Annotated in this window: 16 protein-coding genes and 1 pseudogene; 7 read left to right on the top strand and 10 right to left on the bottom strand. The window is 74.0% G+C overall.

Features of this window, described 5'->3' with window-relative positions; all coding sequences use genetic code 11:
- Nucleotides 1-815: maltotransferase domain-containing protein (locus ACIF8S_RS30780; protein WP_400003520.1), on the bottom strand; the 815-nt coding region annotated here is incomplete at its 3' end.
- A gap of 781 nt (nt 816-1,596) precedes the next feature.
- Between ACIF8S_RS30780 and glgP the strand changes: the two genes are divergently transcribed.
- Nucleotides 1,597-4,221 carry an alpha-glucan family phosphorylase gene (glgP, locus tag ACIF8S_RS30775; protein WP_400003518.1) on the top strand — a complete coding sequence of 875 codons (2,625 nt, stop codon included), beginning with the start codon at nt 1,597-1,599 and terminating at the stop codon, nt 4,219-4,221.
- Between the two features lie 258 nt (nt 4,222-4,479).
- On the opposite strand, the gene ACIF8S_RS30770 is transcribed toward glgP, so the two are convergent.
- The 8 genes and pseudogenes from ACIF8S_RS30770 to ACIF8S_RS30735 all read right to left on the bottom strand — a co-directional run bounded on the left by ACIF8S_RS30770 (nt 4,480) and on the right by ACIF8S_RS30735 (nt 16,018).
- Nucleotides 4,480-5,001, bottom strand: coding sequence for a DUF1990 domain-containing protein (locus tag ACIF8S_RS30770; RefSeq protein WP_349791058.1), 522 nt, complete (start codon nt 4,999-5,001; stop codon nt 4,480-4,482).
- A 93-nt stretch (nt 5,002-5,094) separates the two neighbouring features.
- Nucleotides 5,095-5,427: pseudogene (locus ACIF8S_RS30765) on the bottom strand (M4 family metallopeptidase); the annotation flags it as partial.
- A 59-nt stretch (nt 5,428-5,486) separates the two neighbouring features.
- Nucleotides 5,487-7,532, bottom strand: a complete 2,046-nt coding sequence (locus ACIF8S_RS30760; RefSeq protein WP_400003516.1) for a M4 family metallopeptidase — start codon at nt 7,530-7,532, stop codon at nt 5,487-5,489.
- Nucleotides 7,533-7,873: 341 nt separating this feature from the next.
- A complete protein-coding gene (locus ACIF8S_RS30755; protein ID WP_400003514.1) occupies nt 7,874-9,637 on the bottom strand; it encodes an ABC transporter ATP-binding protein in 1,764 nt (587 codons plus the stop codon).
- Nucleotides 9,634-11,355 carry an ABC transporter ATP-binding protein gene (locus ACIF8S_RS30750; protein ID WP_400003512.1) on the bottom strand — a complete coding sequence of 574 codons (1,722 nt, stop codon included), beginning with the start codon at nt 11,353-11,355 and terminating at the stop codon, nt 9,634-9,636. The genes ACIF8S_RS30755 and ACIF8S_RS30750 overlap by 4 nt, the downstream gene beginning before the upstream one ends.
- A 67-nt stretch (nt 11,356-11,422) precedes the next feature.
- The gene (locus ACIF8S_RS30745; RefSeq protein WP_400003510.1) at nt 11,423-12,307 is read right to left on the bottom strand and encodes a fructosamine kinase family protein; all 885 of its coding nucleotides are present in this window, start codon (nt 12,305-12,307) and stop codon (nt 11,423-11,425) included.
- Nucleotides 12,308-12,380: 73 nt separating this feature from the next.
- Nucleotides 12,381-14,234, bottom strand: a complete 1,854-nt coding sequence (locus ACIF8S_RS30740) for an ABC transporter ATP-binding protein (RefSeq protein WP_400003508.1) — start codon at nt 14,232-14,234, stop codon at nt 12,381-12,383.
- Complete coding sequence (locus ACIF8S_RS30735; protein WP_400003506.1) at nt 14,231-16,018, bottom strand: ABC transporter ATP-binding protein; 1,788 nt, start codon at nt 16,016-16,018, stop codon at nt 14,231-14,233. The genes ACIF8S_RS30740 and ACIF8S_RS30735 overlap by 4 nt, the downstream gene beginning before the upstream one ends.
- A 231-nt stretch (nt 16,019-16,249) precedes the next feature.
- On the opposite strand from ACIF8S_RS30735, the gene ACIF8S_RS30730 reads away from it, so the two are divergent.
- From ACIF8S_RS30730 to ACIF8S_RS30715, 4 genes are all read left to right on the top strand, one after another.
- A complete protein-coding gene (locus ACIF8S_RS30730) occupies nt 16,250-17,152 on the top strand; it encodes an ABC transporter ATP-binding protein (RefSeq protein WP_400003505.1) in 903 nt (300 codons plus the stop codon).
- Nucleotides 17,149-17,898, top strand: a complete 750-nt coding sequence (locus ACIF8S_RS30725) for an ABC transporter permease (protein WP_400003503.1) — start codon at nt 17,149-17,151, stop codon at nt 17,896-17,898. The genes ACIF8S_RS30730 and ACIF8S_RS30725 overlap by 4 nt, the downstream gene beginning before the upstream one ends.
- A gap of 65 nt (nt 17,899-17,963) precedes the next feature.
- Nucleotides 17,964-19,220: a sensor histidine kinase gene (locus ACIF8S_RS30720; protein WP_400003502.1), complete on the top strand. Its 1,257-nt coding sequence runs from the start codon at nt 17,964-17,966 to the stop codon at nt 19,218-19,220.
- 64 nt (nt 19,221-19,284) lie between these two features.
- Complete coding sequence (locus ACIF8S_RS30715) at nt 19,285-19,929, top strand: response regulator transcription factor (RefSeq protein WP_349791154.1); 645 nt, start codon at nt 19,285-19,287, stop codon at nt 19,927-19,929.
- 24 nt (nt 19,930-19,953) lie between these two features.
- Here the strand turns inward: ACIF8S_RS30715 and glgX are convergent, their stop codons facing one another.
- Complete coding sequence (gene glgX / locus ACIF8S_RS30710; protein WP_400003500.1) at nt 19,954-22,221, bottom strand: glycogen debranching protein GlgX; 2,268 nt, start codon at nt 22,219-22,221, stop codon at nt 19,954-19,956.
- A 187-nt stretch (nt 22,222-22,408) separates the two neighbouring features.
- Between glgX and ACIF8S_RS30705 the strand changes: the two genes are divergently transcribed.
- Nucleotides 22,409-23,635: an Ig-like domain-containing protein gene (locus ACIF8S_RS30705; RefSeq protein WP_400003498.1), complete on the top strand. Its 1,227-nt coding sequence runs from the start codon at nt 22,409-22,411 to the stop codon at nt 23,633-23,635.
- A gap of 151 nt (nt 23,636-23,786) precedes the next feature.
- Nucleotides 23,787-25,031 (top strand): Ig-like domain-containing protein, encoded by a 1,245-nt coding sequence (locus ACIF8S_RS30700; RefSeq protein WP_400003497.1) that lies wholly within the window; start codon nt 23,787-23,789, stop codon nt 25,029-25,031.
- Nucleotides 25,032-25,095: the final 64 nt, after the last annotated feature.

Raw genomic sequence — 25,095 nt, 5'->3', positions numbered from 1 at the left:
ACGAGCAGGGGCAGCGGGTCGCTGCTGGTGACCAGCTCACGCAGCGGATGCTTCGCCAGCACCGCCGCCACCTCCGGCGTCAACGCCGCCGCCAGCCGGGCCGCCGCCGGGCGTTCCGTGTCGCGCAGGGCGTCCACGGCCGCGCGCAGCACCTCCCGGTCCGTGGCCTCAGGCACCTGTTCCGCCGCCCGCTCGTGCAGCCGGGCGCCCTCCTCGAGGACGATCTCGGTGTCCTGGCCTGCCGGGATCTTGATCTGCGCGTGGTGCCGCCAGGTACCGACCGGGTCGCTCCAGGCCTCCACCGCGTACGTCCACAGGCCCGTCCCCGTCGGGGTGACCGTCGCCCCCCACCGGTCCGTGCCGGGCGCCAGTTCCCGCATCGGCGTGAACGGGCCCGGGCGCCCCTCGGGATCCCTCAGCACCACGTCGGCCGCCACTGCGTCGTGCCCTTCGCGGAACACGGTCGCCGTCACCTCGAACGATTCGCCCACCACGGCCTTCGCCGGCCTGAGCCCCTGCCGCACCAGCGGCCGCACGTCCAGCACCGGGATGCGCCCCACGGACGTCCGGGGAGGTGCCGAAGACGCCGGCGGTACGGGCGAGGCCGTGGCCGGCGCGGTCGAGACGGGCGGGGTCGGGCCGGGCGCCCTGGAGGCGGGCGGGGTCCCGGCGGACGGGGTCGGGGTGGGCGAGGTCCCGGCGGACGGGGGCGGCCCCGTTCCGGTGGTGCGGTCGGGCGGGGGCGCGGCGCCGGGGCGTGCGGGTGCCGGGGCGGCGGGCGTCGGGGGGGATGACGAGTGGTGCTTGGCGGGCATGACCGCTCCTGTCCGCGTCAACGAGGGTGGGCGGAAAACTGTGGGGAGGTGGGTCCTGCGGGGTCACAGTGGGGTGTACCCGCAGGAGCCTTCCCACACTGTTCGGGTGGGCAATCCGGCCCTTTGTTAACTACTCACGCGTATGTCGACACACAAGACCGGCCGGGGCCGCCCGGCGCTCGGCCGGTCCGGAGCACGCCCACCATGGGTTCGTTCCCACCGGCCGGCGGGGGCGGCGGGCGCCTTGGAGCGCCGCCGGCGCACCCGCGTACGCGGGTCCCGCGGCGGACCGGCTCCACGCGCCCTCACCTGTCCGCCGGTCACCCCTGTGACCTGCGTCTTTCGCGTCCACTCCCGGAGTTTCGGCGGCCCGGCCGGGCAGACGCACGGCGACACGCCCGCGCCGTCCCCGTACGGCTGCGTGTGACCGGTGAGCAGGGCGGGGCCGGAGGGATCCGAGGGGGCCGCGGTCCCCGGGTGGCCGGGGTGCGGGCGGGCCGGCGGACGGAAACGGCCGGTTCTTTGCCCTGCCCGGCGGCCCGCCCGGGGCGCACGGCATGACAGGCGTCGCGGAGCGGCGGCACGTCGCGCCGGGTGAAGTGGGACAAGGCCGCACATGGGGGCGGAATCGGCCATGTCCACTGTGCGGTGAATCGTTTGGACACGGCCGGTGAGGTACCCGTGTCTCCCGGCTTCCCCCGCGGACGGTCTCCGCGCCGGTACTGTCGGCAGCGATACCCGGACGCACACCGCGTCTCTCACGAACGCGCCGAGGTGGCTTGTGAAGGCTATCCGTCGATTCACCGTCCGACCCGTGCTCCCCGAACCCCTCCGGCCGCTGAGCGAACTGGCCCGCAATCTGCGCTGGTCCTGGCACACCGGAACCCGTGACCTCTTCCGCTCCGTCGACCCCGAACGCTGGGCGGCGGCCGGCAGCGACCCGGTACGCCTGCTCGGCAGCGTGTCGGCCGAGCGGCTCACCGAGCTGGCCGGCGACCGCGACTTCCTCGACCGCCTCGCCGCGGTCGCGGACGACCTGCACACCTACATGACCGGCGACCGCTGGTACCAGCAGCAGACCGAACGGCTGCCGGCGGCCGTCGCCTACTTCTCCCCCGAGTTCGGCATCACGGCCGCCCTGCCGCAGTACTCGGGCGGTCTCGGCATCCTGGCCGGCGACCACCTCAAGGCCGCCAGCGACCTCGGTGCCCCGCTCATCGGGGTCGGCCTGCTCTACCGGCACGGCTACTTCCGCCAGTCCCTGTCCCGGGACGGCTGGCAGCAGGAGCACTACCCCGTCCTCGACCCCCACGAGCTGCCCCTGGACCAGCTCAAGGAGGCCGACGGCACGCCCGCCCAGATCGCCCTCGCCCTGCCCGGCGACCGCTCCCTGCGCGCCCGGATCTGGGTGGCCCAGGTGGGCAGGATCCCGCTGCTCCTGCTGGACTCCGACATCGAGGAGAACGACCTCATCGAGCGCGGGGTGACCGACCGGCTCTACGGCGGCGGCAGCGAGCACCGGCTGCTCCAGGAGATGCTCCTCGGCATAGGAGGGGTCCGTGCGGTGCGCACGTACTGCCGGCTCACCGGGCACGCCGCGCCGGAGGTGTTCCACACCAACGAGGGGCACGCCGGGTTCCTCGGCCTGGAGCGCATGGCGGAACTGCGCGCCGAGGGGCTGGACTTCGACGCGGCCCTGGAGGCGGTCCGGGCCGGCACCGTGTTCACCACGCACACCCCCGTCCCGGCCGGCATCGACCGCTTCGACCGCGAACTGGTCGCCCGGCACTTCGGCCCGCACGCGGAACTGCCCGACCTGGAGGTCGACCGCATCCTGCGGCTGGGCATGGAGACCTACCCCGGCGGCGAGCCCAACCTGTTCAACATGGCCGTGATGGGCCTGCGCCTCGCCCAGCGGGCCAACGGCGTCTCCCTGCTGCACGGCCAGGTCAGCCGGGAGATGTTCGCCGGCCTGTGGCCCGGGTTCGACCCCGAGGAGGTGCCCATCACCTCCGTGACCAACGGGGTGCACGCGCCGACCTGGGTCGCCCCGGAGGTGTACCGCCTCGGCGCCCGGCAGATCGGCACCCAGCGCGCGGAGGAGGCGCTGAGCATCGGCGACTCCGACCGCTGGGACTCCGTCGCCGACATCGCCGACCAGGACATCTGGGAGCTGCGCCGGTCGCTGCGCGAACTGCTGGTGCTGGAGGTGCGGGAGCGGCTGCGCGCCTCCTGGCGGCAGCGCGGCGCCGGGACGGCGGAGCTGGGCTGGATCGACGGCGTGCTCGACCCGGACGTGCTCACCATCGGCTTCGCCCGGCGCGTCCCGTCGTACAAGCGGCTGACGCTGATGCTGCGCGACCGGGACCGGCTGATGGACCTGCTGCTGCATCCCGACCGGCCGGTGCAGATCGTGGTGGCGGGCAAGGCGCACCCGGCGGACGACGGCGGCAAGCGGCTCATCCAGGAACTCGTCCGCTTCGCCGACGACCCGCGGGTCCGCCACCGGATCGTCTTCCTGCCCGACTACGGCATGGCCATGGCGCAGAAGCTGTACCCCGGCTGCGACATCTGGCTGAACAACCCGCTGCGGCCGCTGGAGGCGTGCGGCACCAGCGGGATGAAGTCCGCGCTCAACGGCGGGCTCAACCTGAGCGTGCTGGACGGCTGGTGGGACGAGTGGTTCCAGCCCGACTTCGGCTGGTCGATCCCCACGGCGGACGGCGCCGGAACCGACCCGGACCGGCGCGACGACATAGAGGCTGCGGCGCTGTACGACCTGCTGGAACAGCGGGTGACCCGCGCCTTCTACGAGCGCGGGCGCAGCGGGCTGCCGGACCGCTGGATCGAGATGGTGCGGCGGACGCTGAGCCTGCTCGGGCCGAAGGTGCTGGCGGGGCGCATGGTGCGGGAGTACGTCGAGCGGCTGTACACGCCCGCCGCGCACGCGCACCGGGCGATGGGTCCGGACGCGGCACGGGAGCTCGCCGAGTGGAAGGCGACGGTACGGGGTGCCTGGCAGGGCGTGACCGTCGACCACGTCGAGACGTCCGTCGCGACGGCCACGGCCACGGCGGAGCTGGGCACCACGCTCGCGCTGCGGGTGCGGGTGGGGCTCGGCAGCCTGCGGCCGGAGGACGTGGAGGTGCAGGCGGTGTCCGGGCGGGTGGACGAGGAGGACCGCATCACGGATGCGACCGCCGTGGCGCTGAAGCCGGTGGGGACGCCCGCGCCGGGGGGCGGGTGGCTGTACGAGGGGCCGTTGTCCCTGGACCGGACGGGGCCGTTCGGTTACACCGTGCGGATTCTGCCGAGCCATCGGCTGCTGGCGTCCGGGGCGGAGCTGGGGTTGGTGGCGGTGCCACCTGAGGACGTCGCCGAGGCGGCGGGCTTACTGATGCGGTGACGCCGCGCCGGCCGGGGCGGGGGTGCGGGTGCCGGCTGCTCCCTCAGGCCGGGGGCGGGGCAGCGCACCTTCAGGGGCGCGGGGAACTGCGCGACCGGCCCCCGCCGGGCCGCACCCGGCGTGCGACAGTGCCCGGCACCCCGGTGGCCGCAGGCGGCGGGGGTTGGGCAGCGCCCCCTCAGGGGCGCGGGGAACTGCGCGACCAGCCCTCACCGGCCCGCACCCGGCACGGGACAGTCCCCGGCACCCCGGGGGAGGTCAGGTGTCGGTGACGCCGTGGGTGGCCAGGCGGCGGAGCGTCTTGCCGCAGTGGCGGGCGTACGCGTGCTGGAGGCGGCGGGTCGCCGGGCCACCGGCGCGGCTGTACCACCGCGCCGCCCTGCTGAACGCGGACACCGTCAGCCACACCGTCCCGTCCCCCGTGCGGTGCACGACGAACGCCTCCTCGCCGCACTCGGGGTGCCCCGCCAGCGTGCCGTAGGCCCATCCCGCCCTGCGGTGCTCCTCCACCGTCCACACCACCCGGCAGGGCGCCTTCACGACCCCGGCGAGGGTGACGGTCACGTCGACGTCCGGCGCCGCCCGCTCCGCGGAGGCGTCGATGCCGACCCCCATCTCCCGGTGCAGCTCCCAGGTGAGCAGCGCCTCCGCCGCCTGCCGGAAGACCGTCTCCCCCTCACCGAGCCGGGTGCGCTCCCTGAGGTGGTGGAACCCGGGAGGGCAGAAGTCGGGATCGCGGCTCGCGCCGACGTGGTCGTAGGTGAAGTCCGCCGAAGACATGGGACACAAGCCTAGGCGGTGGGCCCGCGTGCCCGGGCGGCACCCGGAGCGCGGTGCGCTCAGGATGCCGCCCGGTGTGCCCGCCGCGAGGCGTCAGCTGACGTTGATCGCCTTCCAGGCCGCCGCGACGGCCTTGTACTCGGTGCTGCTGGAGCCGTACAGCGCCGACGCCGCGTTCAGGGTGCCCGTACGGGCCGCCTTGTAGTTGGTCGTCGAGGTGAAGTACGTGGTCAGCGCCTTGTACCAGATCTGCAGCGCCTTGGCGCGGCCGATGCCGGTGACCGTGGAGCCGTCGTACGTCGGCGAGCTGTAGCTCACGCCGTTGACCGTCTTGGAGCCGCTGCCCTCGGCGAGCAGGAAGAAGAAGTGGTTCGCCGGACCCGAGGAGTAGTGCACGTCGACCGAGCCGAGGCTGGAGGACCAGTGAAAGCCGCGCCGCCCCGGGCGGTGTGAACCACCCGGGGCGGCGCCCTGACCACCGCTGTCTACGGGAAGGTCAGGCTCCAGCCGTTGATGTAGCCGGTGTCGTAGCGGGCCGTGTCCTGCACCCGCAGCCGCCAGGTGCCGTTGGCCGTCTCGGACGAGGCGTTGACCGTGTACGTCTCGTTGATGTTGTCCGCCGAGCCGCCGGTGCGGTTGCGCAGCCGGTACGACGTGCCGTCCGGGGCCACCAGGTCGACGACCAGGTCACCGCTCCAGGTGTGCACGATGTCCACCGCGACCTGGAGGTTGCCGGGCGCGTTGCCGGTCCGGCCGGAGACGGTGATCGAGGACGTCACCGCGGCGCCGGCGTCCGGGATCGCCACGTCGGCGGTGTTCTCGAAGGTCGTGCCGCCGCCTCCGCCGCCACCGGAACGCGCGCCCACGTTGACGCCCGCCCACGCGTCCTGCACCGCCTTGTACTCGGCGCTGTCCGTGCCGTACAGCTCACCGGTGGCCGCCAGGGTGCCGGTGCGGGCGCCCGCGTAGTTGGTGGTCGAGGTGAACTTGGTGGTCAGCGCGCGGAACCAGATCTTCTCCGCCTTGGCGCGGCCGATGCCGGTGACCGGAAGGCCGTCCGACGTGGGCGAGTTGTAGGTCACCCCGTTGATGGTCTTGGTGCCGCTGCCCTCGCTGAGCAGGTAGAAGAAGTGGTTCGCCGGGCCCGAGGAGTAGTGCACGTCGACCGACCCGATGCCGGAGTACCAGCTGTCCTTGGACGCGCCGTCCTTGCTCGGCTTGTCCATGTAGCGCAGCGGCGTGCCGTCGCCGTTGATGTCGATCTCCTCGCCGATGAGGTAGTCACCGACGTCCTCGGGGTTGTTGGCGTTGAACTCCACCGCCGAGCCGAAGATGTCGCTGGTCGCCTCGTTCAGGCCGCCGGACTCGCCGCTGTAGACCAGGCGGGCGGTGACCGACGTCAGGCCGTGCGTCATCTCGTGGCCGGCCACGTCGATGGCGGTGAGCGGGTTGACGTTGCCCGACCCGTCGCCGTAGGTCATGCAGAAGCAGCTGTCCTGCCAGAAGGCGTTGACGTAGTTGTTGCCGTAGTGGACCCGGGAGTAGGCGCCCACGCCGTCGCCGCGGATGCCGGAACGGCCGTGCACGTTCTTGTAGTAGTCCCAGGTCAGCGCGGCCCCGTAGTGGGCGTCGGCGGCGGCCGACTCCGCGTTCGACGGGGAGCCGTTGCCCCAGACGTCGTCCGGGCCGGAGAACAGCGTGCCGGTGCCGGAGCTGCCCCGGTTCAGGTTGTACGTCTTGTGGCCGCCGCGCGCCCCGTCGGTGAGGTTGTACGTCGACCCGGACTGGGTGGTCGTCAGGTCGACGGTGCCGCTGTAGACGGTGTGGCCGGTGCCGTTCTGCACGGCCTGCCACTCGAACAGCTTCTCGCCGGTGGTGGCGTCGGTGACGACGTGCAGCTCCTGCGGGGTGCCGTCGTGCTGGAGTCCGCCGACGACCGTCTCGTAGGCCACGACCGGCTTGCCGTCGGCGGCCCAGATCACCTTGCGCGGGGCCCGGTCGACGTCCGCGCCCTCGGCCTGCTCGGCCTTCGCGGCGGACAGGGCCTGCTGCTCGGCCTTCGCGGCCGGCACCTTCGCGGTGGTGGTGGCGGGCTTCACCGCCGCCCGGGTGGCCTTGACGACGGAGTCGGCCTCGCCGGCGCGGTCGCCCTGGACGACCAGGTCGCCGCCGAGGACGGGCAGTCCGTCGTAGGTGCGCTCGTAGCGCACGTGCACGGTGCCGTCGCGGTCCTTGAGGACGTCGCGGACGACGAGCTTCTCCTTCGCACCGAGACCCAGGTCACGGGCGGTCTGCGCGGTGCCGGCGCTCGCCTCGCGGATCAGCTCGGCGCGCTGGGCGGGGGTGAGCCGGACCGACTCCGCGCCCGGGGCGGACGCGCCGGCGGCCCGGGGCGTCTGCTCCGGGGCGGCGGTCGCGGTGCCGGATTGCACGGCCGTGGCGATCAGCGCGGCCACCCCGGCGAGGGCGACGGCGGCGGCACGGCGGTGGGTGGCGTGGGGGGTGCGTCTGTGGGACGTCCTGCTTCTCAACGCTGACTCCTTCTGCGGGGCCGCGGGGGTGCGCGGCCTGGGGAGACCGGTCGGCGGGTCAGCCGGCCGGGCAGAACGGAAGTGCTCCGAGCAGTGGCCGCCGGACAACAGGCAGACGAAGCTGTGGGGTTGCTGTGAAGCGACCGTGGGAAGAGTGGCAGGGGATCGCGGTTTCTGTCAGGAGCGCGTCAGGAATTTGGCCGGAATCCGTTCGGTGTCCGGGAGGCGGGGTTCGGTATACGAACGGGAGGGCGGGCGGCGGCCCGGGGCCCCGGCGGGCGGTGACCCGGGCGACGCGGATCCGCCACCGTCACCCCCGGGACGGCCCCGTGCCGCCGGCGCTACGGCGTGGTGGCCGGCCGGTCCCCGTGCCAGGACCGCCACAGCGCGGCGTACACCCCGTCCGCCGCCACCAGGGCGTCGTGCGTGCCGAGTTCGGAGAGCCGGCCGTCCTCCATCACCGCGACCCGGTCCGCGTCGTGCGCGGTCTGCAGCCGGTGCGCGACGGCGATGACCGTACGGCCCCGGAGCACGGCACCCAGCGCGCGCTCGGCGTGCCGGGCGGTCGTCGGGTCGAGCAGCGCGGTGGCCTCGTCGAGGATCAGCGTGTGCGGATCGGCCAGCACCACACGGGCCAGCGCCAGCTGCTGGGCCTGCGGGCCGTCCGTGGCGTGACCCCCCTCGCCCAGCTCGGTGTCCAGGCCGTGCGGCAGCTCCCGTACCCAGCCGTCCGCGCCGACCACGGCCAGCGCCGCCCACAACTCCTCGTCCCCGGCGGCCGGTTCGGCGATCCGCAGATTGTCCCGTACCGACCCCAGGAAGACGTGGTGCTCCTGGGTGACCAGCACCACCTGCCGGCGCAGCCGCTCCGGGTCCAGCGACGCCACCGGGACCCCGCCCACGGTCACGCTCCCGGCGGTCGGCGCGTCCACGCCCGCCAGCAGCCGGCTCAGCGTGGTCTTGCCCGCGCCCGACGGGCCCACCACCGCCAGCCGTTCGCCCGGCCGCACCGTCAGATCGACCCCGTACAGCACCTCGCCGCCCCCGTCGTACGCGTAGCGCACCCCGGTCACGTCGATGCGGTCCCCGTCCGGATCCGGACCGTCGCCCCGCTCCGCCGCGCGCGGCGCCAGCGCCAGCCCCTCCACTCGCGCGAACGAGGCGCCGCTGCTCTGCAGTTGCTCCAGCACCATCAGCACCTCGTCCAGCGGACCGGCGAGCTGCAGCAGGTACAGCGACGTGGCCACCACCGCCCCGAGACTCACCGCGCCCTGCCCGTGCAGCCAGCCCCCGCACAGCAGCACCCCGGCCACCGGCACCACGTACGACACCTCGACGACGGGGAAGAACACCGAGCGCAGGTACAGCGTGCGGAACCGGGTGCGGCGGGAGGTCTCCAGCGCCTCGCGGCTCGCGCGCACCCGGCGCTCCTGGAGCCGGAACGCCTCCACCGTGCGGGCGCCCGACGCCGTCGACGCGACCACCTCCGCCACGTCCGAGTTCGCCGCCCCCTCGGCGAGATAGGCGCTGCGGGCCCGTCGCAGGTACCAGCGCAGCACCGGCCCGATCGGGGCGAGGCAGAGCAGGCCCAGCGCGCCCAGCAGCGGGTCCACCGCGAGGACCGCGCCCATGACGAACAGCGACTGCACCAGATTGACCAGCAGGGACGGCCCGGCGTCCCGCAGCGTGGTGCCCACGGTGGTCACGTCGGCCGTGCCCCGCGTGGTCAGGTCCCCGGTGCCCGCCCGCTCCACCACGGCGGAAGGCAGCGCCAGCGCCCGGTCCACGAACCGCTCCCGCACCCGCGCCAGCGTCCGCTCCCCGAACCGGTGCCCCACGTAGCGGGCCCAGCGCGCCAGCAGCAGCTGTGCCACCGCGCACGCCAGGATGACCGGTGCCAGCCGGTCCACCACCGCGGTCCCGCCGCCCTCCCGCACCTCGTCGACGATCCGCCCGAGCAGCCACGGCCCGGCCAGCCCGGCCAGGGCCGCCGCGCCGTTCAGCGCCAGCACACCCGCGAAGGCCCGCCGGTCCGCCCGCACCAGCTCCCCGGCCGCCCGGCGCACCTCGGCCCGCCCGGCCAGGGGAAGCCGCTCCCCGCTCATCCCGCCACCTTCCGCGCCGCGTCCCGATCGGCGTCCCTGGCCACCAGCTCGCGGTATCCCGCCTCGCCGTCCAGCAGTCCACGGTGGGTGCCGCCCGCCACCACCTTGCCGTCGACCAGGAAGAGCACCCGGTCGGCCCGGTCCAGCACCAGCGGAGAGCTGGTGGCCAGCACCGTCGTACGGCCCTCGCGCGCGGCACGCAGCCGGTCGGCGACCAGGGCCTCGGTGTGCGCGTCGAGCGCCGAGGTCGGCTCCACCGCCAGCAGCACCTCCGGTTCGGCGAGCAGGGCCCGGGCCAGCCGGACCCGCTGCCGCTGCCCGCCGGACAGGCTGCGGCCCTGCGCGGACACCACCGAGTCCAGCCCGTCGGGCAGCCCGCGCACCACGTCGTCGGCGGCCGCCGCGCGCAGCGCGCCCAGCACCTCCTCGTCCGGCGCCCCGCCCCGGCCGGCGACGACCTCGCGCAGCGGGCCGGCGAACAGCGCGGCCTCCGGGTCGGCGACCAGGATCCGCTCCCGCACCCGCGCGAGCGCGATCTCGTCCAGCCGGACCCCGCCCCAGGTGACGTCGGACGGCGTGTACCGGCCCAGCCGGTCCACCACGGCGAGCGCGTCGGCGGGCCGGGCGCACACCAGAGCGGTCAGCCGCCCCGGCAGCACCCGCACCCCGGACTCCGGGTCCTCCAGCGCGGACGGCTCGGACGGCGGGTCCGCGGTGGCCCGGTCGGCCGGCGGCTCCAGGCGCAGCAGCGCCGTCACCCGCCGGGCCGCCACCACGCCCCGGCTGAGCTGGTAGCCGCACTCGACCAGGAACATCACGGGCCACACCAGGACGGTCACGTAGCCGTACACCGACACCAGTTCGCCCACGCTGATCTCGCCCTGCGCCGCCATCCGCGCCGCCATCCAGGTGACCACCGCGAGGAACAGCGTCGGCAGCCCCGCAGCCAGCGCCTGCATCCAGCTCGTCACGGCCCCGACCCGGTACCCCTGCTCCCGCAGCCGTCCCGAGTCGCGGCGGAACGCGTCCGCGACCAGCCCCTTGCCGCCCAGCCCGCTCAGCACCCGCAGCCCGCCCGCCAGGTCCCCGATGCGCGCGGTCAGCACACCCTGCCGCTCCCGGTACTCCGTCTCGGTGCCCTGGAGCCGCCCGCTCAGCGGCCCCACGACCAGCCCGATCACCGGCACCCCCAGCAGCACCACCAGGGCCAGCGCCGGCGACACCGTCAGCAGCAGTCCCGCGACCACCGCGTACGCCACGACCGCGCCGATGCCCGGTCCGACGGCGGTGAGCGACTGGGCGATCACCTGCACGTCACCCACGCCGATGGTCACCACCTCCCCGGCCGCCGTGCGCCGTTCCAGCGCCGCGCCGAGCTTCACCGTGTGCCCGACGACCACCTTGACCGTGCGGAAGTTGGCGTCCATCCGGACCAGGGTCATCGTGCGGTGCCGCATGAGGCCCAGCCAGGCGTTGAAGGCGCTCGCCAGGACCAGGGCGCCCGTCCAGCCCGCCAGCACGCCCAGGTCGCCCGTCTGCAGCCCGTCGTCCACCGCCCGCGCCATCAGGTACGGCGTCGCCGCCAGCAGCACCATCCAGGCACTGCCGTACACCGCCCCCGCCGCGCACCGCCCCGGCTGCCGCCGCACCAGCCACCACAGGTACCGCGCCCCGCCCCGCCGGTCGGGCGTGCCCGGATCCTCGTACGCGTCGATCACGTGTGGTTCCTCCCCCGTACGGCCTGCCGGCCGGAGTCCGTCGCGTCGTCGAGCCGCTCCGTCGTCCTCACGGGCGCTTCCGGAACGGGGCGAGGGTGGCGCGCACCAGATCGGCGGCACCCCAGTCCGGATCGAACTGCGCGACGACGGCGAGATGCTGACGCAGTTGCAGGACCGGCATCCGCTCGCGCCAGCCGGCGTCGAGCCCGGTCAGCTCCGCGTACCGTTCGAAGAACACCCGCGCCCCGGGCGGCGGCGAGGTCGTCCACAGGTGGGCCAGGTCGACCTCGGCCCAGGTGTACGACACGGCCGGGTCGATCAGCGCGGGCCGGCCGTCCGGGGCGGCCATGACGTTCTGCGTCCACAGGTCGCCGTGCGTGAGGCAGGCGGGCGCGGCCGGCAGCAGCTCGGGCAGGCGGTCGCACAGCCGCTCCAGCGCGGCCCGGTCCTCGGCGTCGAGCGCCTGGCGGACCCGCGGTTCGCCGAGCCAGCGCAGCAGCCGGTGCCGGGCGAAGAACTCGAAGCCGTCGTCGGTCCAGGTGTTGACCTGCCGGCGGCGGCCCAGCCAGTTGTCCCGGTGCCAGCCGAACCGGTCGTGCCGTGTGCCGGTGTGCAGCCGGGCGAACGCGTGCGCGCACTCCTCCCAGAACGCCTCCGTGTCCGGCCGGGGACGCAGCGCCGACAGCACGAGCAGGTCCCGGTCCGCGAGGACGACGTCGGGCGTGGCGACGCCGCCCGCCTCGCGGAGCACGGCCAGCCCCTCCGCCTCGGCGGCGAAGGCGTCGTCGGACGGCGGCTCGCCGAACGCCTTGACGAACAGCGGCGTGCCGTCCGCGCGGCGGGCGAGGCCCGCGGTCGCGGCGAGGCCCCCGACGGCCGGCTCGACCGCCACGACGTCCGTCAGACCGGCCGCGTGGAGACGTGCGCGCAGCATCGACGTCGCCTCGGTCACGGGTGTGCTCCTCTCGGTCGGTCTCCCGCCGCGGTCCCGGGGGCGGGCCCGCGGCGGCTCCCGGGGCGGGGGGTCAGGCCAGGCTGTCCCGCCATGCCCGGTGCAGGTCCGCGAACCGGCCCGTGCCGGCGATCAGTTCTGCCGGGCTGCCGTCCTCCACGACGCGGCCCCGCTCCATCACCAGCACCCGGTCCGCGATCTCCACGGTGGACAGCCGGTGCGCGATCACCACCGCGGTACGGCCCCGCAGCACCGTGGCCATGGCCCGCTGCACCGCCCGCTCCCCGGGGACGTCCAACGAACTGGTCGCCTCGTCCAGGATCAGCACCGCCGGGTCCGCGAGCAGCGCCCGCGCGAACGCCACCAGCTGGCGCTGACCGGCCGAGATACGGCCGCCCCGCTTGCGGACGTCGGTGTCGTAGCCGTCGGGCAGCGCCGCGATGAAGTCGTGCGCGCCGATCTCCTTGGCGGCCTGCTCGATCTCCTCGCGGGTGGCCTCCGGACGCCCGATCGAGATGTTCTCGGCGACCGTGCCGGAGAACAGGAACGCCTCCTGGGTCACCATCACCACCTCGCGCCGCAGGTCCCGTCCCGTCAGGTCGCGCAGGTCCACCCCGTCGAGCAGCACCCGCCCGTCGGAGGGGTCGTAGAACCGGGCGAGCAGCTTGGCCAGGGTCGACTTGCCGGCGCCGGTGGACCCGACGACCGCGACGGTCTGCCCGGCCGGCAGGGTGAGGGCGAAGCGGGGCAGCACCTCACCGCCGGTGCGGTACGCGAACCGCACGTCGTCGAAGACCACGTCCCGGCCGGGCAGGCCGGTGCGCCGCGCCGGCAGCTCACGGGGCGCCGCCGGCTCGGGCACGGACGGGGTCTGCGCCAGCAGTCCGGCGATCTTCTCCAGCGAGGCCGCCGCCGACTGGTAGGAGTTCAGGAACATGCCCAGCCGGTCGATCGGGTCGTACAGGCGCCGCAGGTACAGCACCGCCGCCGCCAGCACACCGAGCGCCAGCGTGTCCCCGGCGACCCGGTAGGCGCCCCACAGCACGATCAGCGCGACGGTGGTGTTGGCGGTCACCCGGGAGCCGACGACGTAGCGGGCCATCTCGATCAGCGCGTCGCCGTTGGTCCGCTCGTGCCGCCGGTTCAGCACCGCGAAGTCGGCGTCGTTGGCGGCCTCGCGGCGGAAGGCGCGCACCGGCCGGATGCCGTTCATCGTCTCGACGAACTTCACGATCACCGCGGCGATCGCCGTCGACCGCTTGCGGTACACCCGCCCGGCCCGCCGCCGGTACGACCGCACCAGCAGGTACAGCGGCACGAACGACGCCACCGCGACCGCGCCGAGCCCCACGTCCAGCCACAGCAGCAGCGCCGAGATGTACACGGCGGACAGGATGACCATGACCAGTTCCTGCAGGCCCTCCTCCAGCAGCTCCCGCAGCGACTCGACGTCGGTGGTGGAGCGGGAGATGATCCGGCCCGAGGTGTAGCGCTCGTGGAAGTCCACGCTCAGCGCCTGCCCGTGACGGAAGATCCGGCCGCGCAGGTCCAGCAGCACGTCCTGGCTGACCCGGGCGGAGGCGGTGACGAACAGGTACTGCAGCCCGCCGGCCGCCGACGCGCACAGCAGGTAGCCCACCGCGACTGCGATCAGCGGCCCGTGGTCGTCGGCACGGAACGCGGGCACGGCCCGGTCGATCGCGTACGCCACCAGCAGCGGACCGGCCTGCACGGCGGCCTGCTGGAGCAGCAGCAACAGCGCGGTCACCGCGACCCGGCCGCGCATCGGCGCGAGCAGGGAGCGCAGCAGCGTGCCGGTGGCGCCCGGGGGAGTGGGCAGCACGTCCCGGTCGAAGGGGTCGCCGGACTCCTGAGGTGTCCGGTCGTCGTCCTCGTCCCGGACGGGTGCGGTGGTGGCCGCGGTCATCGCAGGTCCTCCTGTTCCCCCGCCGGTGCGCCGGACATGAGGTGGGCGTACTCGGGGTTGCCGCGCAGCAGTTCGTGATGGGTGCCGACCGCGGTGATCCGCCCGCCGGAGAGCAGCGCGACACGGTCGGCGAGCAGGACCGTGGACGGGCGGTGCGCCACGATCAGCGCCGTGGTGTCGGCGAGCACCCGGCGCAGCGCGGCCTCGACCGCGGCCTCGGTGTGCACGTCCAGCGCGGACAGCGGGTCGTCCAGCACCAGGAAGCCGGGCTGCCCGACGACGGCCCGGGCGAGCGCGAGGCGCTGCCGCTGCCCGCCCGAGAGGCTGAGGCCCTGCTCGCCGACCTGGGTGCCGGTGCCCTGGGGCAGGGCGTGGGCGAAGTCGGCCTGGGCGACGGACAGGGCGCGTGCCAGGTCCTCCTCGCCGCTGCCGCCGCCCATGAGGACGTTCTCGCCGACGCTCGCGGAGAACAGGGTGGGCTCCTCGAAGGCCACGGCGACCTTGGAGCGCAGTTCCTCCCGGGACATCGCGGTGATGTCCTGCCCGTCGAGGGTGATGCGCCCCTCGGTGACCTCGTGCAGCCGCGGCACGAGCGCCGTGAGCGTCGTCTTGCCGCTGCCGGTCGCCCCGACCAGCGCGAGCGACTCCCCGGGCCGGATGTGCAGGTCGACACGGTCCAGCACGGGGGGCGACCCCTCGGGGGCGTCGGGGTAGCGGAAGGTGACGTTCTCGAACCGCAGCCCGCCCTCCCGGGACCGGCCGCGTCCCCCGGCGGACGCCGTGGCCTTCGACTCCGGCTCGGCGTCCATCACCTCGAAGTACCGCTCGGTGGCCGTCGACGCCTCCTGGCTCATCGCCAGCAGGAAGCCGATCGAGTCCACCGGCCAGCGCAGCGCCAGCGCCGTGGACAGGAACGCCACCAGCGTGCCCGCCGACAGGGCGCCGTCCGCCACCCGCACGGCGCCCAGCACCAGCGCCGCCCCGACGGCCAGTTCGGGCAGCGTCACGATCACGCCGAGGATCGTCGCCAGCAGCCGGGCCTTGTGCAGCTCCGTGCCGCGCAGCTGTCCGGACAGCTCGCGGAACGCGCGCGCCTGGGTGCGGTGCCGGCCGAAGCCCTTGATGATGCGGATGCCGAGGACGCTCTCCTCGACGACGGTCGTCAGGTCTCCCACCTGGTCCTGGGCGAGCCGCGCCGCACGCGAGTACCGCTTCTCGAACACCACGCAGGTGATCAGCACGGGCACGGCGGGCACCAGGACGACCAGCCCCAGCGTCCAGTCCTGGACCAGCATGATGATCACGCCGACCAGGATCGTCACCCCGTTGACCAGCAGGAAGGTCAGCGGGAAGGCGAGGAACATGCGCAGCAGCATCAGGTCCGTGGTGGCCCGGGACAGCAACTGCCCCGAGGGCCAGCGGTCGTGGAAGGCGATCGGCAGCCGCTGCAGATGCCGGTACAGGTCCGCCCGCATCTCCGCCTCGACGTGCGACAGCGGCCGGGCGACCAGCCAGCGCCGGAACCCGAACAGCAGCGCCTCCGCGAGCCCGAGCAGCAGCAGGTACAGGGCGCCGAGCCACACCCCCGCCGGGTCGCGGTCGGCGATCGGCCCGTCGACCATCCACTTGAGCACGAGCGGGATGACCAGCCCGATGCAGGACGCCAGGACGGCGATGAACGCGGCGGTGAACAGGCGCGTCCGCACCGGCCGCACGTACGGCCACAGCCGCAGCAGCGTCCGCACGGTGGAGCGGGGTTCCCGGGGAGAGGATGTAGTGGCCATCAGCAGTGAGAGTACGGTTCGCCACTGACGCTGCCCACCGAGTTTCGGCCCGGTCGGCCTCGGTCATGGGTCCTACGACCGGCGGGGGCCGGAAGTCCGTACGCGGGGGAACGGCGGCCGGACGACCGTGCGGGCCGGGGAGTCGTACCACTCCATCAGCCGATCGGACGATGCGCGGTCGAGCGTGACGGCCGATGTCCGCGCGCCCCGCCCGCCGGAACACTGACCGTCATGTCCGTCATCGACGTCACCGACCTGCGCAAGGCCTACGGCGGCCGGCCCGCCGTCGACGGTGTCTCCTTCACCGTCGAGGAGGGCGAGATCTTCGGGATCCTCGGCCCCAACGGCGCCGGCAAGACCACCACCGTGGAATGCGTCGAGGGGTTGCGTGTCCCCGACGCCGGCCGGGTCCGGGTCACCGGCCTGGACCCCGTCACCGACCACGACCGGGTCACCCGCATCCTCGGCGCCCAGCTCCAGCAGAGCGAGCTGCAGCCCAAACTCACCGTCCGCGAGGCCCTGGAGCTGTACGCCTCCTTCCACCCGCGTCCCGCCGACTGGCGCCCGCTGGCCGAACGGCTGGGCCTCACCGCCAAGCTGGACGCCCGGTTCGGGAAGCTGTCCGGCGGCCAGAAGCAGCGGCTGTTCATCGCGCTCGCCCTGGTCGGCAACCCGCGCGTCGTGGTGCTGGACGAGCTGACCACCGGTCTCGACCCGCGCGCCCGCCGCGACACCTGGGAGCTCATCGAGGACGTCCGCGCGGGCGGCGTCACCGTGCTCCTCGTCACCCACTTCATGGAGGAGGCCCAGCGCCTGTGCGACCGCATCGCGGTCATCGACAAGGGGCGGGTCGCCGCCCTGGACACCCCGGCGGGGCTCATCCGCCGCTCGGCGGGCGCCACCGTCATCAGCTTCACCCCGTCCGCCCCGCTGGACGACACCGACCTCGGCGCGCTGCCCGGGCTCGCCTCCGTCGCCCGCAGGGACGGCCGGATCACCCTGTCCGGCACCGACGACACGGTCGACGCCGTCCTCACCCTCCTCGCCCGCTCCCGCGTCACCGCCCACCAGCTGCGCGTCACCGACGCCACCCTGGACGACGCCTTCCTGGACCTCACGGAGACCACGGCATGAGCACCGTCCTCGTCAACACCGCAGTCCTCAGGACCGAGTTCAAACTCTTCCGGCGCGAACCCGGCGGCATCTTCTGGATCATGCTCTTCCCGACCCTGCTGCTGGCGGTCCTGGGCTCCATCCCGTCCTTCCGGGAGGCCGACCCCGCCCTCGGCGGGCTGCGCCCGGTCGACGCCTACGTCCCGGTCGCCGTCCTCCTAGGGGTGATCATCGGCGGGCTCCAGGGCATGCCGCCCACCCTCACCGGCTACCGGGAGACCGGCATCCTGCGCCGGATGTCGACCACCCCGGTCCGCCCCTCCGCCCTGCTCACCGCGCAGATGCTGGTGCTCGGCGCCGCCTCGCTGGTCTCCGCCGTGCTCAGCCTCGCCGTCGGCCGCATCGCCTTCGACGTGGCCCTGCCCCGGCAGCCGCTCGGCCACCTGCTCGCCCTGCTGCTCGCCCTGTTCGCCGCGCTCGCCCTCGGCGCACTGGTGAGCGCCCTGTCCCGCACCGCGAAGATCGCCACCGCGATCGGCTCCACCGCGCTGTTCCCGGCCATGTTCACCGCCGGCGTGTGGCTGCCGGTCGAGGCCATGCCGGACCTGATGGCCGACATCGTCGGCTGGACCCCGTTCGGCGCCGCCGCGCAGGCCCTCGACGCGGCCGCGGCGGGCGACTGGCCGGGCACGGGCCACCTCGCCGTGACGGCGGGCTGGGCGGTGCTGCTCACCGCGGCGGCGGTGCGCTGGTTCCGCTGGGAGTGACGGCCGCACCGACAGCCGGAACGACGACCCCGGAAGGACGGGCGGACGTGGCCGACAATGACACCATGACGGAATCGGCCCGACTCGAGGACCGCTGGGCGGTGTTCGACCGCTGGGGCCCCTACGGACTGCTGGTGCTGGGCGCCGTGCTGGCCTGGGCGACCGCCGGCGCCCTCGGCATGAGCACCGGCGAACGGCGGACCGCAGGCTGCCTCGCCGCCGGGGCCGTCGCCGTGGAGCTGTGGTGGGGCGTGCGCTCACGCACCCGGCCGCCCGGACCGTCCGCGGCGGGCATCCGGCAGTACGTCCTGCGCTGGGGCATCGGCTTCGCCCTGACCTGGCTGAACCCGCTGTTCGCCTTCTACGCCGTCATCGGCTACTTCAGCACCGAGCGCCTGCTGCCGCGTCGGCTGCGCAAGGCGGGCCTGTGCGCCACCGCCGTGACCCTGGCCGGTTCCCAGTCGGGCGGACTGCCGCCGCACGACGGGCTCGGCTGGACGCTCTTCGGGGCCCTGCTGGCCGCCAACGGCGTGCTGGTCCTGCTCTTCGGCCACTTCGCCGACCTGGAGGAGGACCGCGGCCGGGCCCGCGTGGAGACCATCTCCGAACTGGAGCGCACCAACACCGCGTTGCAGCAGGCCCTCGACGAGAACGCCGCCCTGCACTCCCAGCTCCTCGTCCAGGCGAGGGAGGCCGGGATCGCCGACGAACGCCGGAGGCTGGCCGCCGAGATCCACGACACCCTGGCCCAGGGGCTCACCGGCATCATCGCGCAGCTCCAGGTCACGGCGAACACCCCCGACCCGGCCGCGGCCCGCGTCCACCTGGACCGGGCCCTCGCCCTGGCCCGCGAGAGCCTCGGCGAGGCCCGCCGCTCCGTGCACAACCTGTCCCCGGTCGCGCTGGCCGACGGCGGACTGCCCGAGGCGCTGAAGCGGACGGTCGCCGAGTGGGGCGAACGCACCGACGTGCGCGCGGAGTTCACGGTCACCGGGACCGCCGAGCCGCTGCACGACGAGATGGCGGCCACCCTGCTGCGCATCGCCCAGGAGGCCCTGTCCAACACGGCACGGCACGCGCGGGCCGGCCGGGCCGGCGTCACCCTCTCCTACGTGGGGGACGAGATCATCCTCGACGTCCGCGACGACGGCCGCGGGTTCGACCCGCTCGCCCTTCCCGCCCGGACCTCCGCCGGGGGCTTCGGCCTCGACGGCATGCGGGCGCGCGCCGAACGCGTCGCCGGGTCCCTCACCGTGGAGTCCGAACCCGGCGGCGGCACGGCGGTCTCGGCTCGCGTACCGTTGGTCCGCCATGACCCATGACGCCGTGTCCCAAGAGGCCTTGTCCGAAGAGGCCGCGTCCGCGAAGGGTGTGTCCGCGGAAGCCGTGTCCGAAGAGGCCGTGATCTCCCTGCTGGTCGTCGACGACCACCCGGTCGTACGGGACGGCCTGCGCGGCATGTTCGAGTCCGCGCCCGGCTTCCGCGTCCTCGGCGAGGCGGCCGACGGCGCGGCGGCGCTGGAGCGGGCGAAGGCCCTGGACCCCGACGTGATCCTCATGGACCTGCGGATGCCCGGCACGGGCGGCGTGGAGGCCATCCGGGAGCTGACCCGCAGGGGCGCCCGCGCCCGGGTCCTCGTGCTGACCACGTACGACACCGACTCCGACACCCTCCCCGCGATCGAGGCCGGCGCCACCGGCTATCTGCTCAAGGACGCGCCGCGCGAGGAACTCTTCGCCGCCGTCCGGGCCGCCGCCGAGGGCCGTTCCGTGCTGTCCCCGGCCGTCGCCTCCCGGCTGGTGTCCGCCGTCCGCACGCCCCGCACACCCGGCGGCGAACCGCTCTCGGCGCGCGAGCGGGAGGTGCTGGCGCTGGTCGCCAAGGGCACCTCCAACCGGGAGATCGCCCGCGAGCTGTTCATCAGCGAGGCCACGGTCAAGACCCACCTCACCCACATCTTCGGCAAGCTCGGCGCCAAGGACCGCGCGGCCGCCGTGGCGGTGGCGTACGACCGGGGCATCCTCGGCTGACGGCACGCCGCCGGACGCCGGCCGTCAGGGCAGCACCCGCAGCAGCAGCACCGACCGTCCCGGCACGGTGACCGGCGCCCCCGCGCGGTGCACCACGGCGGGCGCGCCGTCCTGCTCCTCCCGCGCGGTGTCGACGACCACCTCGTACCGCTCCGCCCAGGGCGCGCCCGGCAGCACGAAGTCGACCGGGTCCGCGCCCGCGTGCAGGACGGCCAGGAAACTGTCGTCGACGACCGGCGCCCCTTCCTCGTCGCGCCCCGGGATGTCGCGCCCGGAGAGGTACATGCCGAGGCTCGCGGCCGGGGCGTACCAGTCGCCCTCGGTCATCTCCCGGCCGTGCGGGGTGAACCAGGCGAGGTCGCGCAGCCCGTCCGCGGAGTGCGCCCGGCCGGAGAAGAACGAGCGGCGGCGCAGCACCGGGTGCCGGTGGCGCAGCGCGATCAGCCGCGAGGTCAGCTCCAGCAGCGGCCGCCACTCCGGGTCGTCCTTGAGGCTCCAGTCCACCCAGCCGATCTCGTTGTCCTGGCAGTAGGCGTTGTTGTTGCCGCGCTGGGTGCGGCCCATCTCGTCGCCGGCCACCAGCATCGGCACACCGGTCGACAGCAGCAGCGTGGTCAGCAGGTTCCGCAGTTGCCGCCGGCGCAGCGCGCGGACCTCCCCGTCGTCCGTCTCGCCCTCCGCGCCGCAGTTCCAGGACCGGTTGTCGTTCGTGCCGTCGCGGTTCCCCTCGCCGTTGGCCTCGTTGTGCTTGCGGTCGTACGACACCAGGTCGCGCAGGGTGAAACCGTCGTGCGCGGTGACGAAGTTGACCGAGGCGTACGGCCGCCGCCCGCCCCAGGCGTACAGGTCGCTGGACCCGGACAGCCGGTAGCCCATCTCCCGCACGTCCGGCAGCGCGTGCCGCCAGAAGTCCCGCACGGCGTCCCGGTAGCGGTCGTTCCACTCCGTCCACAGGGGCGGGAAGGCGCCCACCTGGTAGCCGCCGGACCCCACGTCCCACGGTTCCGCGATCAGCTTCACCCGGCGCAGCACCGGGTCCTGCGCGATCACCGCGAGGAACGGGGACAGCATGTCGACGTCGTGCATGGAACGGGCCAGCGCCGCCGCCAGGTCGAAGCGGAAGCCGTCGACGCCCATCTCCGTCACCCAGTAGCGCAGCGAGTCCGTGATCAGCCGCAGCACGTGCGGCTGCACCACGTGCAAGGTGTTGCCGCAGCCGGTGTAGTCGGCGTAGCGGCGGGCGTCCGGCTGGAGGCGGTAGTAGCCGCGGTTGTCGACGCCCTTCAGCGACAGCGTGGGACCCAGCTCGCCGGCCTCGGCGGTGTGGTTGTAGACGACGTCGAGAATCACCTCGATGCCGGCCGCGTGCAGCGCGCGCACCATCCGCTTGAACTCGCCGACCTGCTGCCCGGCCGTCCCGGAGGCCGCGTAGGCCGCGTGCGGGGCGAAGTAGCCGATCGAGTTGTAACCCCAGTGGTTGCGCAGGCCCCGGCGCAGCAGGTGGTCCTCGTGCGCGAACTGGTGCACCGGCAGCAGCTCGACCGCCGTGACCCCCAGCTTCACCAGGTGCTCGATCGCCGCCGGGTGCGCCAGCCCGGCATAGGTGCCGCGCAGTTCCTCCGGGACGCCCGGGTGCCGCATGGTGAAGCCGCGCACATGCAGCTCGTAGATCACCGAGTCGGCCCACGGGGTCTTCGGGCGGCGGTCGTCCGCCCAGTCGTCGTCGTCATGGACGACGACCCCCTTCGGCACGAACGGCGCCGAGTCCCGGTCGTCGCGCACGGTGTCCGCGACATGCTGCTCCGGCCAGTCGCGCACATGCCCGTACACCTCGGGCGGCAGCCCCCCGAAGTCGTTGCCCGCCGGGTCGTCCACCGCCCGGGCGTACGGGTCGAGCAGCAGCTTCGCCGGGTTCCAGCGGGCGCCGGTCCACGGGTCCCAGCGGCCGTGCACCCGGTAGCCGTAGCGCCGGCCGGGCAGCACACCCGGCACGAAGCCGTGCCAGATGCCGTGCGTCAGCTCGGTCAGCCGGGCCCGGCTCTCCCGGCCCCGCTCGTCGAACAGACACAGCTCCACGCCCTCCGCGCCGCCCGCCCAGAGCGCGAAGTTGGTCCCCGCCACCCCGTCCGGACCGGCGCGGAACCGGGCGCCCAGCGGCGTCGGCCGGCCCGGCCGGACGGGCACCGTGGGCACGGGCGGCGCCGGCCGCGCGCCGTTCACGACGACGGCCGGGCGCCCGTCCCCGGTGGCCCGCTCTGCGGCCACCGCCTCCTGCTCGGCTGCGCTGGACACCTGTCAGCCTCCCGCGGCTCGTGGGGGACGACGGCGGACAGGGGAGCCACGGCCCGTGCGGCTCCGGCCGTGGCTCCCCGGTGCGTCGTCCTCCCCACAGTTCTGCCCACAGCGTGCCTCGCACTCACGTTTCCCCGAGGGGCGGCATGGTCGTTTCCCGGAGGCGACGCCCGTCGTTGGGTACCGCGTGATGCACGTACAAGGGCGCGCACGGCGCGCGAGGGCCGCGCTGGCCGTCGTAGTGGCATGGGCAGGACTGCTGACCGCAACCGCCGGATGCAGCTCGGAGGGCCCCGTCACCGGGGCGTACGGGCCGCCGGGGCGCGGGGAGACCATCCAGGTGGCGCCGCGCGACGGCAGCACCGACGTCCGCCCCGACGGACGGCTGAGGGTCCGGGTGGCGGAGGGCCGGCTGGAGTCGGTGAAGGTGATGGTCTCGCAGGACGCGCGCGAGTCACCGGTCCCGGGCCGCGTAGGCGGCGACGGGCGGACCTGGACGCCCGACGAGGAACGGCTGGCGCTCGCCGCCAAGTACACGGTCGACGCGGTCGCCGTGGACGGCGCGGGACGCCGTTCCGCCCGGCACACCACCTTCACCACCCACGTCCCGGCGGAACGCTTCATCGGCTACGTCGCCCCCGAGGACCGCTCCACCGTCGGCACCGGCATGATCGTCTCCCTGGAGTTCAACCGGAAGATCACCCGCCGGGCCGCCGTGGAACGCGCGATCCGGGTCACCGCCCGCCCCGCCGTCGAGATCCGGCCCCACTGGTTCGGCTCCACCCGCCTCGACTTCCGCCCCGAGGACTACTGGAAGCCCGGCACCAAGGTCACCGTCGACCTGAACCTGCGCGACGTCGAGGGCGCGCCCGGCGTCTACGGCCTCCAGCACCGCACCTTCACCTTCACCGTCGGCCGCAGCCAGGTGTCCGTGGTCGACGCCGCCGCGCACACCATGCGGGTACGGCGGGACGGGGAACTGCTGGCCACCGTGCCGATCACGGCGGGCGCGGCCAGGACGCCCACGTACAACGGCAAGATGGTGATCACCGAGATGCTCGAGGTCACCCGGATGAACAGCCGCACGGTCGGCTTCGGCGGCGAGTACGACATCCCCGACGTCCCGCACGCCGTCCGGCTGACCAGCTCCGGCACCTTCCTGCACGGCAACTACTGGGCCGCGCCGGAGGTGTTCGGCAGCGGCAACGTCAGCCACGGGTGCGTGGGCCTGCGCGACGTGAAGGGCGGCGGCGCGGACACCCCGGCGGGCTGGTTCTTCGACCGCAGTCTCGTCGGTGACGTCGTCGAGGTCGTCAACAGCAAGGACCGGACGGTGGCACCGGACAACGGCCTCGGCGGCTGGAACATGGACTGGAAGGAATGGAAGGCGGGCGGCGCGGTGAACCGGCGCTGACCGCACCCCTCCGGCGGACCGTTGAACTTGGAACGGAACGGTGACAGAACCGCCGCCTCGCACGCTCCTGGCCTGTGGTTACCATTCGCCGTGTGCGCGAGGGGCGCGCTGGGGGGCCGGGTCCGGCCAGACCCGCCGAGGGGAGAAACAAGTGAACGTGGGGCCGATATCGGGGGCGTCGGTGGGCGCGCGGCGCGGGGGCAGGAAGCTCGCGGCGCTGGCACTCGGGGTGATGCTGGCGGTCACCGCCTGCGGCGGCGGGGGATCGGAGCCGGGCTCCGACGGGGGCGACGGCAAGGGCAAGGGCAAGGACTCCACGGCGGCGCGGAGCGCGCAGTCCGAGGCGGCGGTCACCATCGCGCCGGAGAACGGCGCCAAGTCGGTCGCGACCAGCGGCGCCTTGAAGGTGACGGCCGCCAAGGGCAAGCTCACCGAGGTCGTCGTCAAGAACCCGGACGGCAAGGCGGTCGACGGGGCGATATCCGGGGACGGCGCCAGCTGGACGCCGTCCACCCACCTGGCCGCCTCCACCACCTACACGGTGCACGCGGTCGCCAAGGACGCCGAGGGCCGCACCACCGCCGAGGACTCCCGCTTCACCACGCTGACGCCGGAGAACACCTTCATCGGCCACTTCACCCCCGAGGACGGCTCCACGGTCGGCGTCGGGATGCCGTTCTCGCTCCGCTTCACCCGGGGCATCACCCACCCCGAGGACGTCGAGAAGGCCATCCGCATCACCACCGTGCCGGCCGTCGAGGTCGAGGGCCACTGGTTCGGCAACGACCGCCTCGACTTCCGCCCCGAGACGTACTGGAAGGCCGGCACCAAGGTCACCGTCGACCTCAACCTCGACGGTGTCGAGGGCCGCGACGGCGTCTACGGCAAGCAGGCCAAGACCGTCTCCTTCACCATCGGCCGCAGCCAGGTCTCCGTGGTGGACGCCAAGAAGCTCACCATGAAGGTGATGCGGGACGGCAAGCTGCTCAAGAAGATCCCGGTCACCACCGGCGCTCCGGGCTACGAGACCTGGAACGGCAAGATGGTCATCAGCGAGAAGCTGACGGTCACCCGGATGAACGGCGACACGGTCGGCTACGGCGGCGAGTACGACATCAAGGACGTGCCGCACGCGATGCGCCTGTCCACCTCCGGCACCTTCATCCACGGCAACTACTGGGGCGGCGACGCCTTCGGCAACAGCAACGAGAGCCACGGTTGCGTGGGGCTGCGCGACGTGCGCGGCGGCTGGGACAAGAAGGCGCCGGCGGCCTGGTTCTTCGAGAACTCGCTGATCGGCGACGTGGTCGAGGTCAAGAACAGCAACGACGCGGTCATCGCCCCGGACAACGGCCTCAACGGCTGGAACATGTCCTGGGACAAGTGGAAGGCCTGACGCCTACCCTCTGACGCACGGCCCCGGTCCGGCACCGGGGCCGTTGTCGTGTCCGGGATGTGAG

The organism is Streptomyces sp. NPDC085937, from assembly GCF_044540535.1.
Taxonomy (GTDB): domain Bacteria; phylum Actinomycetota; class Actinomycetes; order Streptomycetales; family Streptomycetaceae; genus Streptomyces.
Note: the sequence above shows the minus strand (reverse complement) of the source record. Positions and strands in the feature narration are given on the sequence as shown.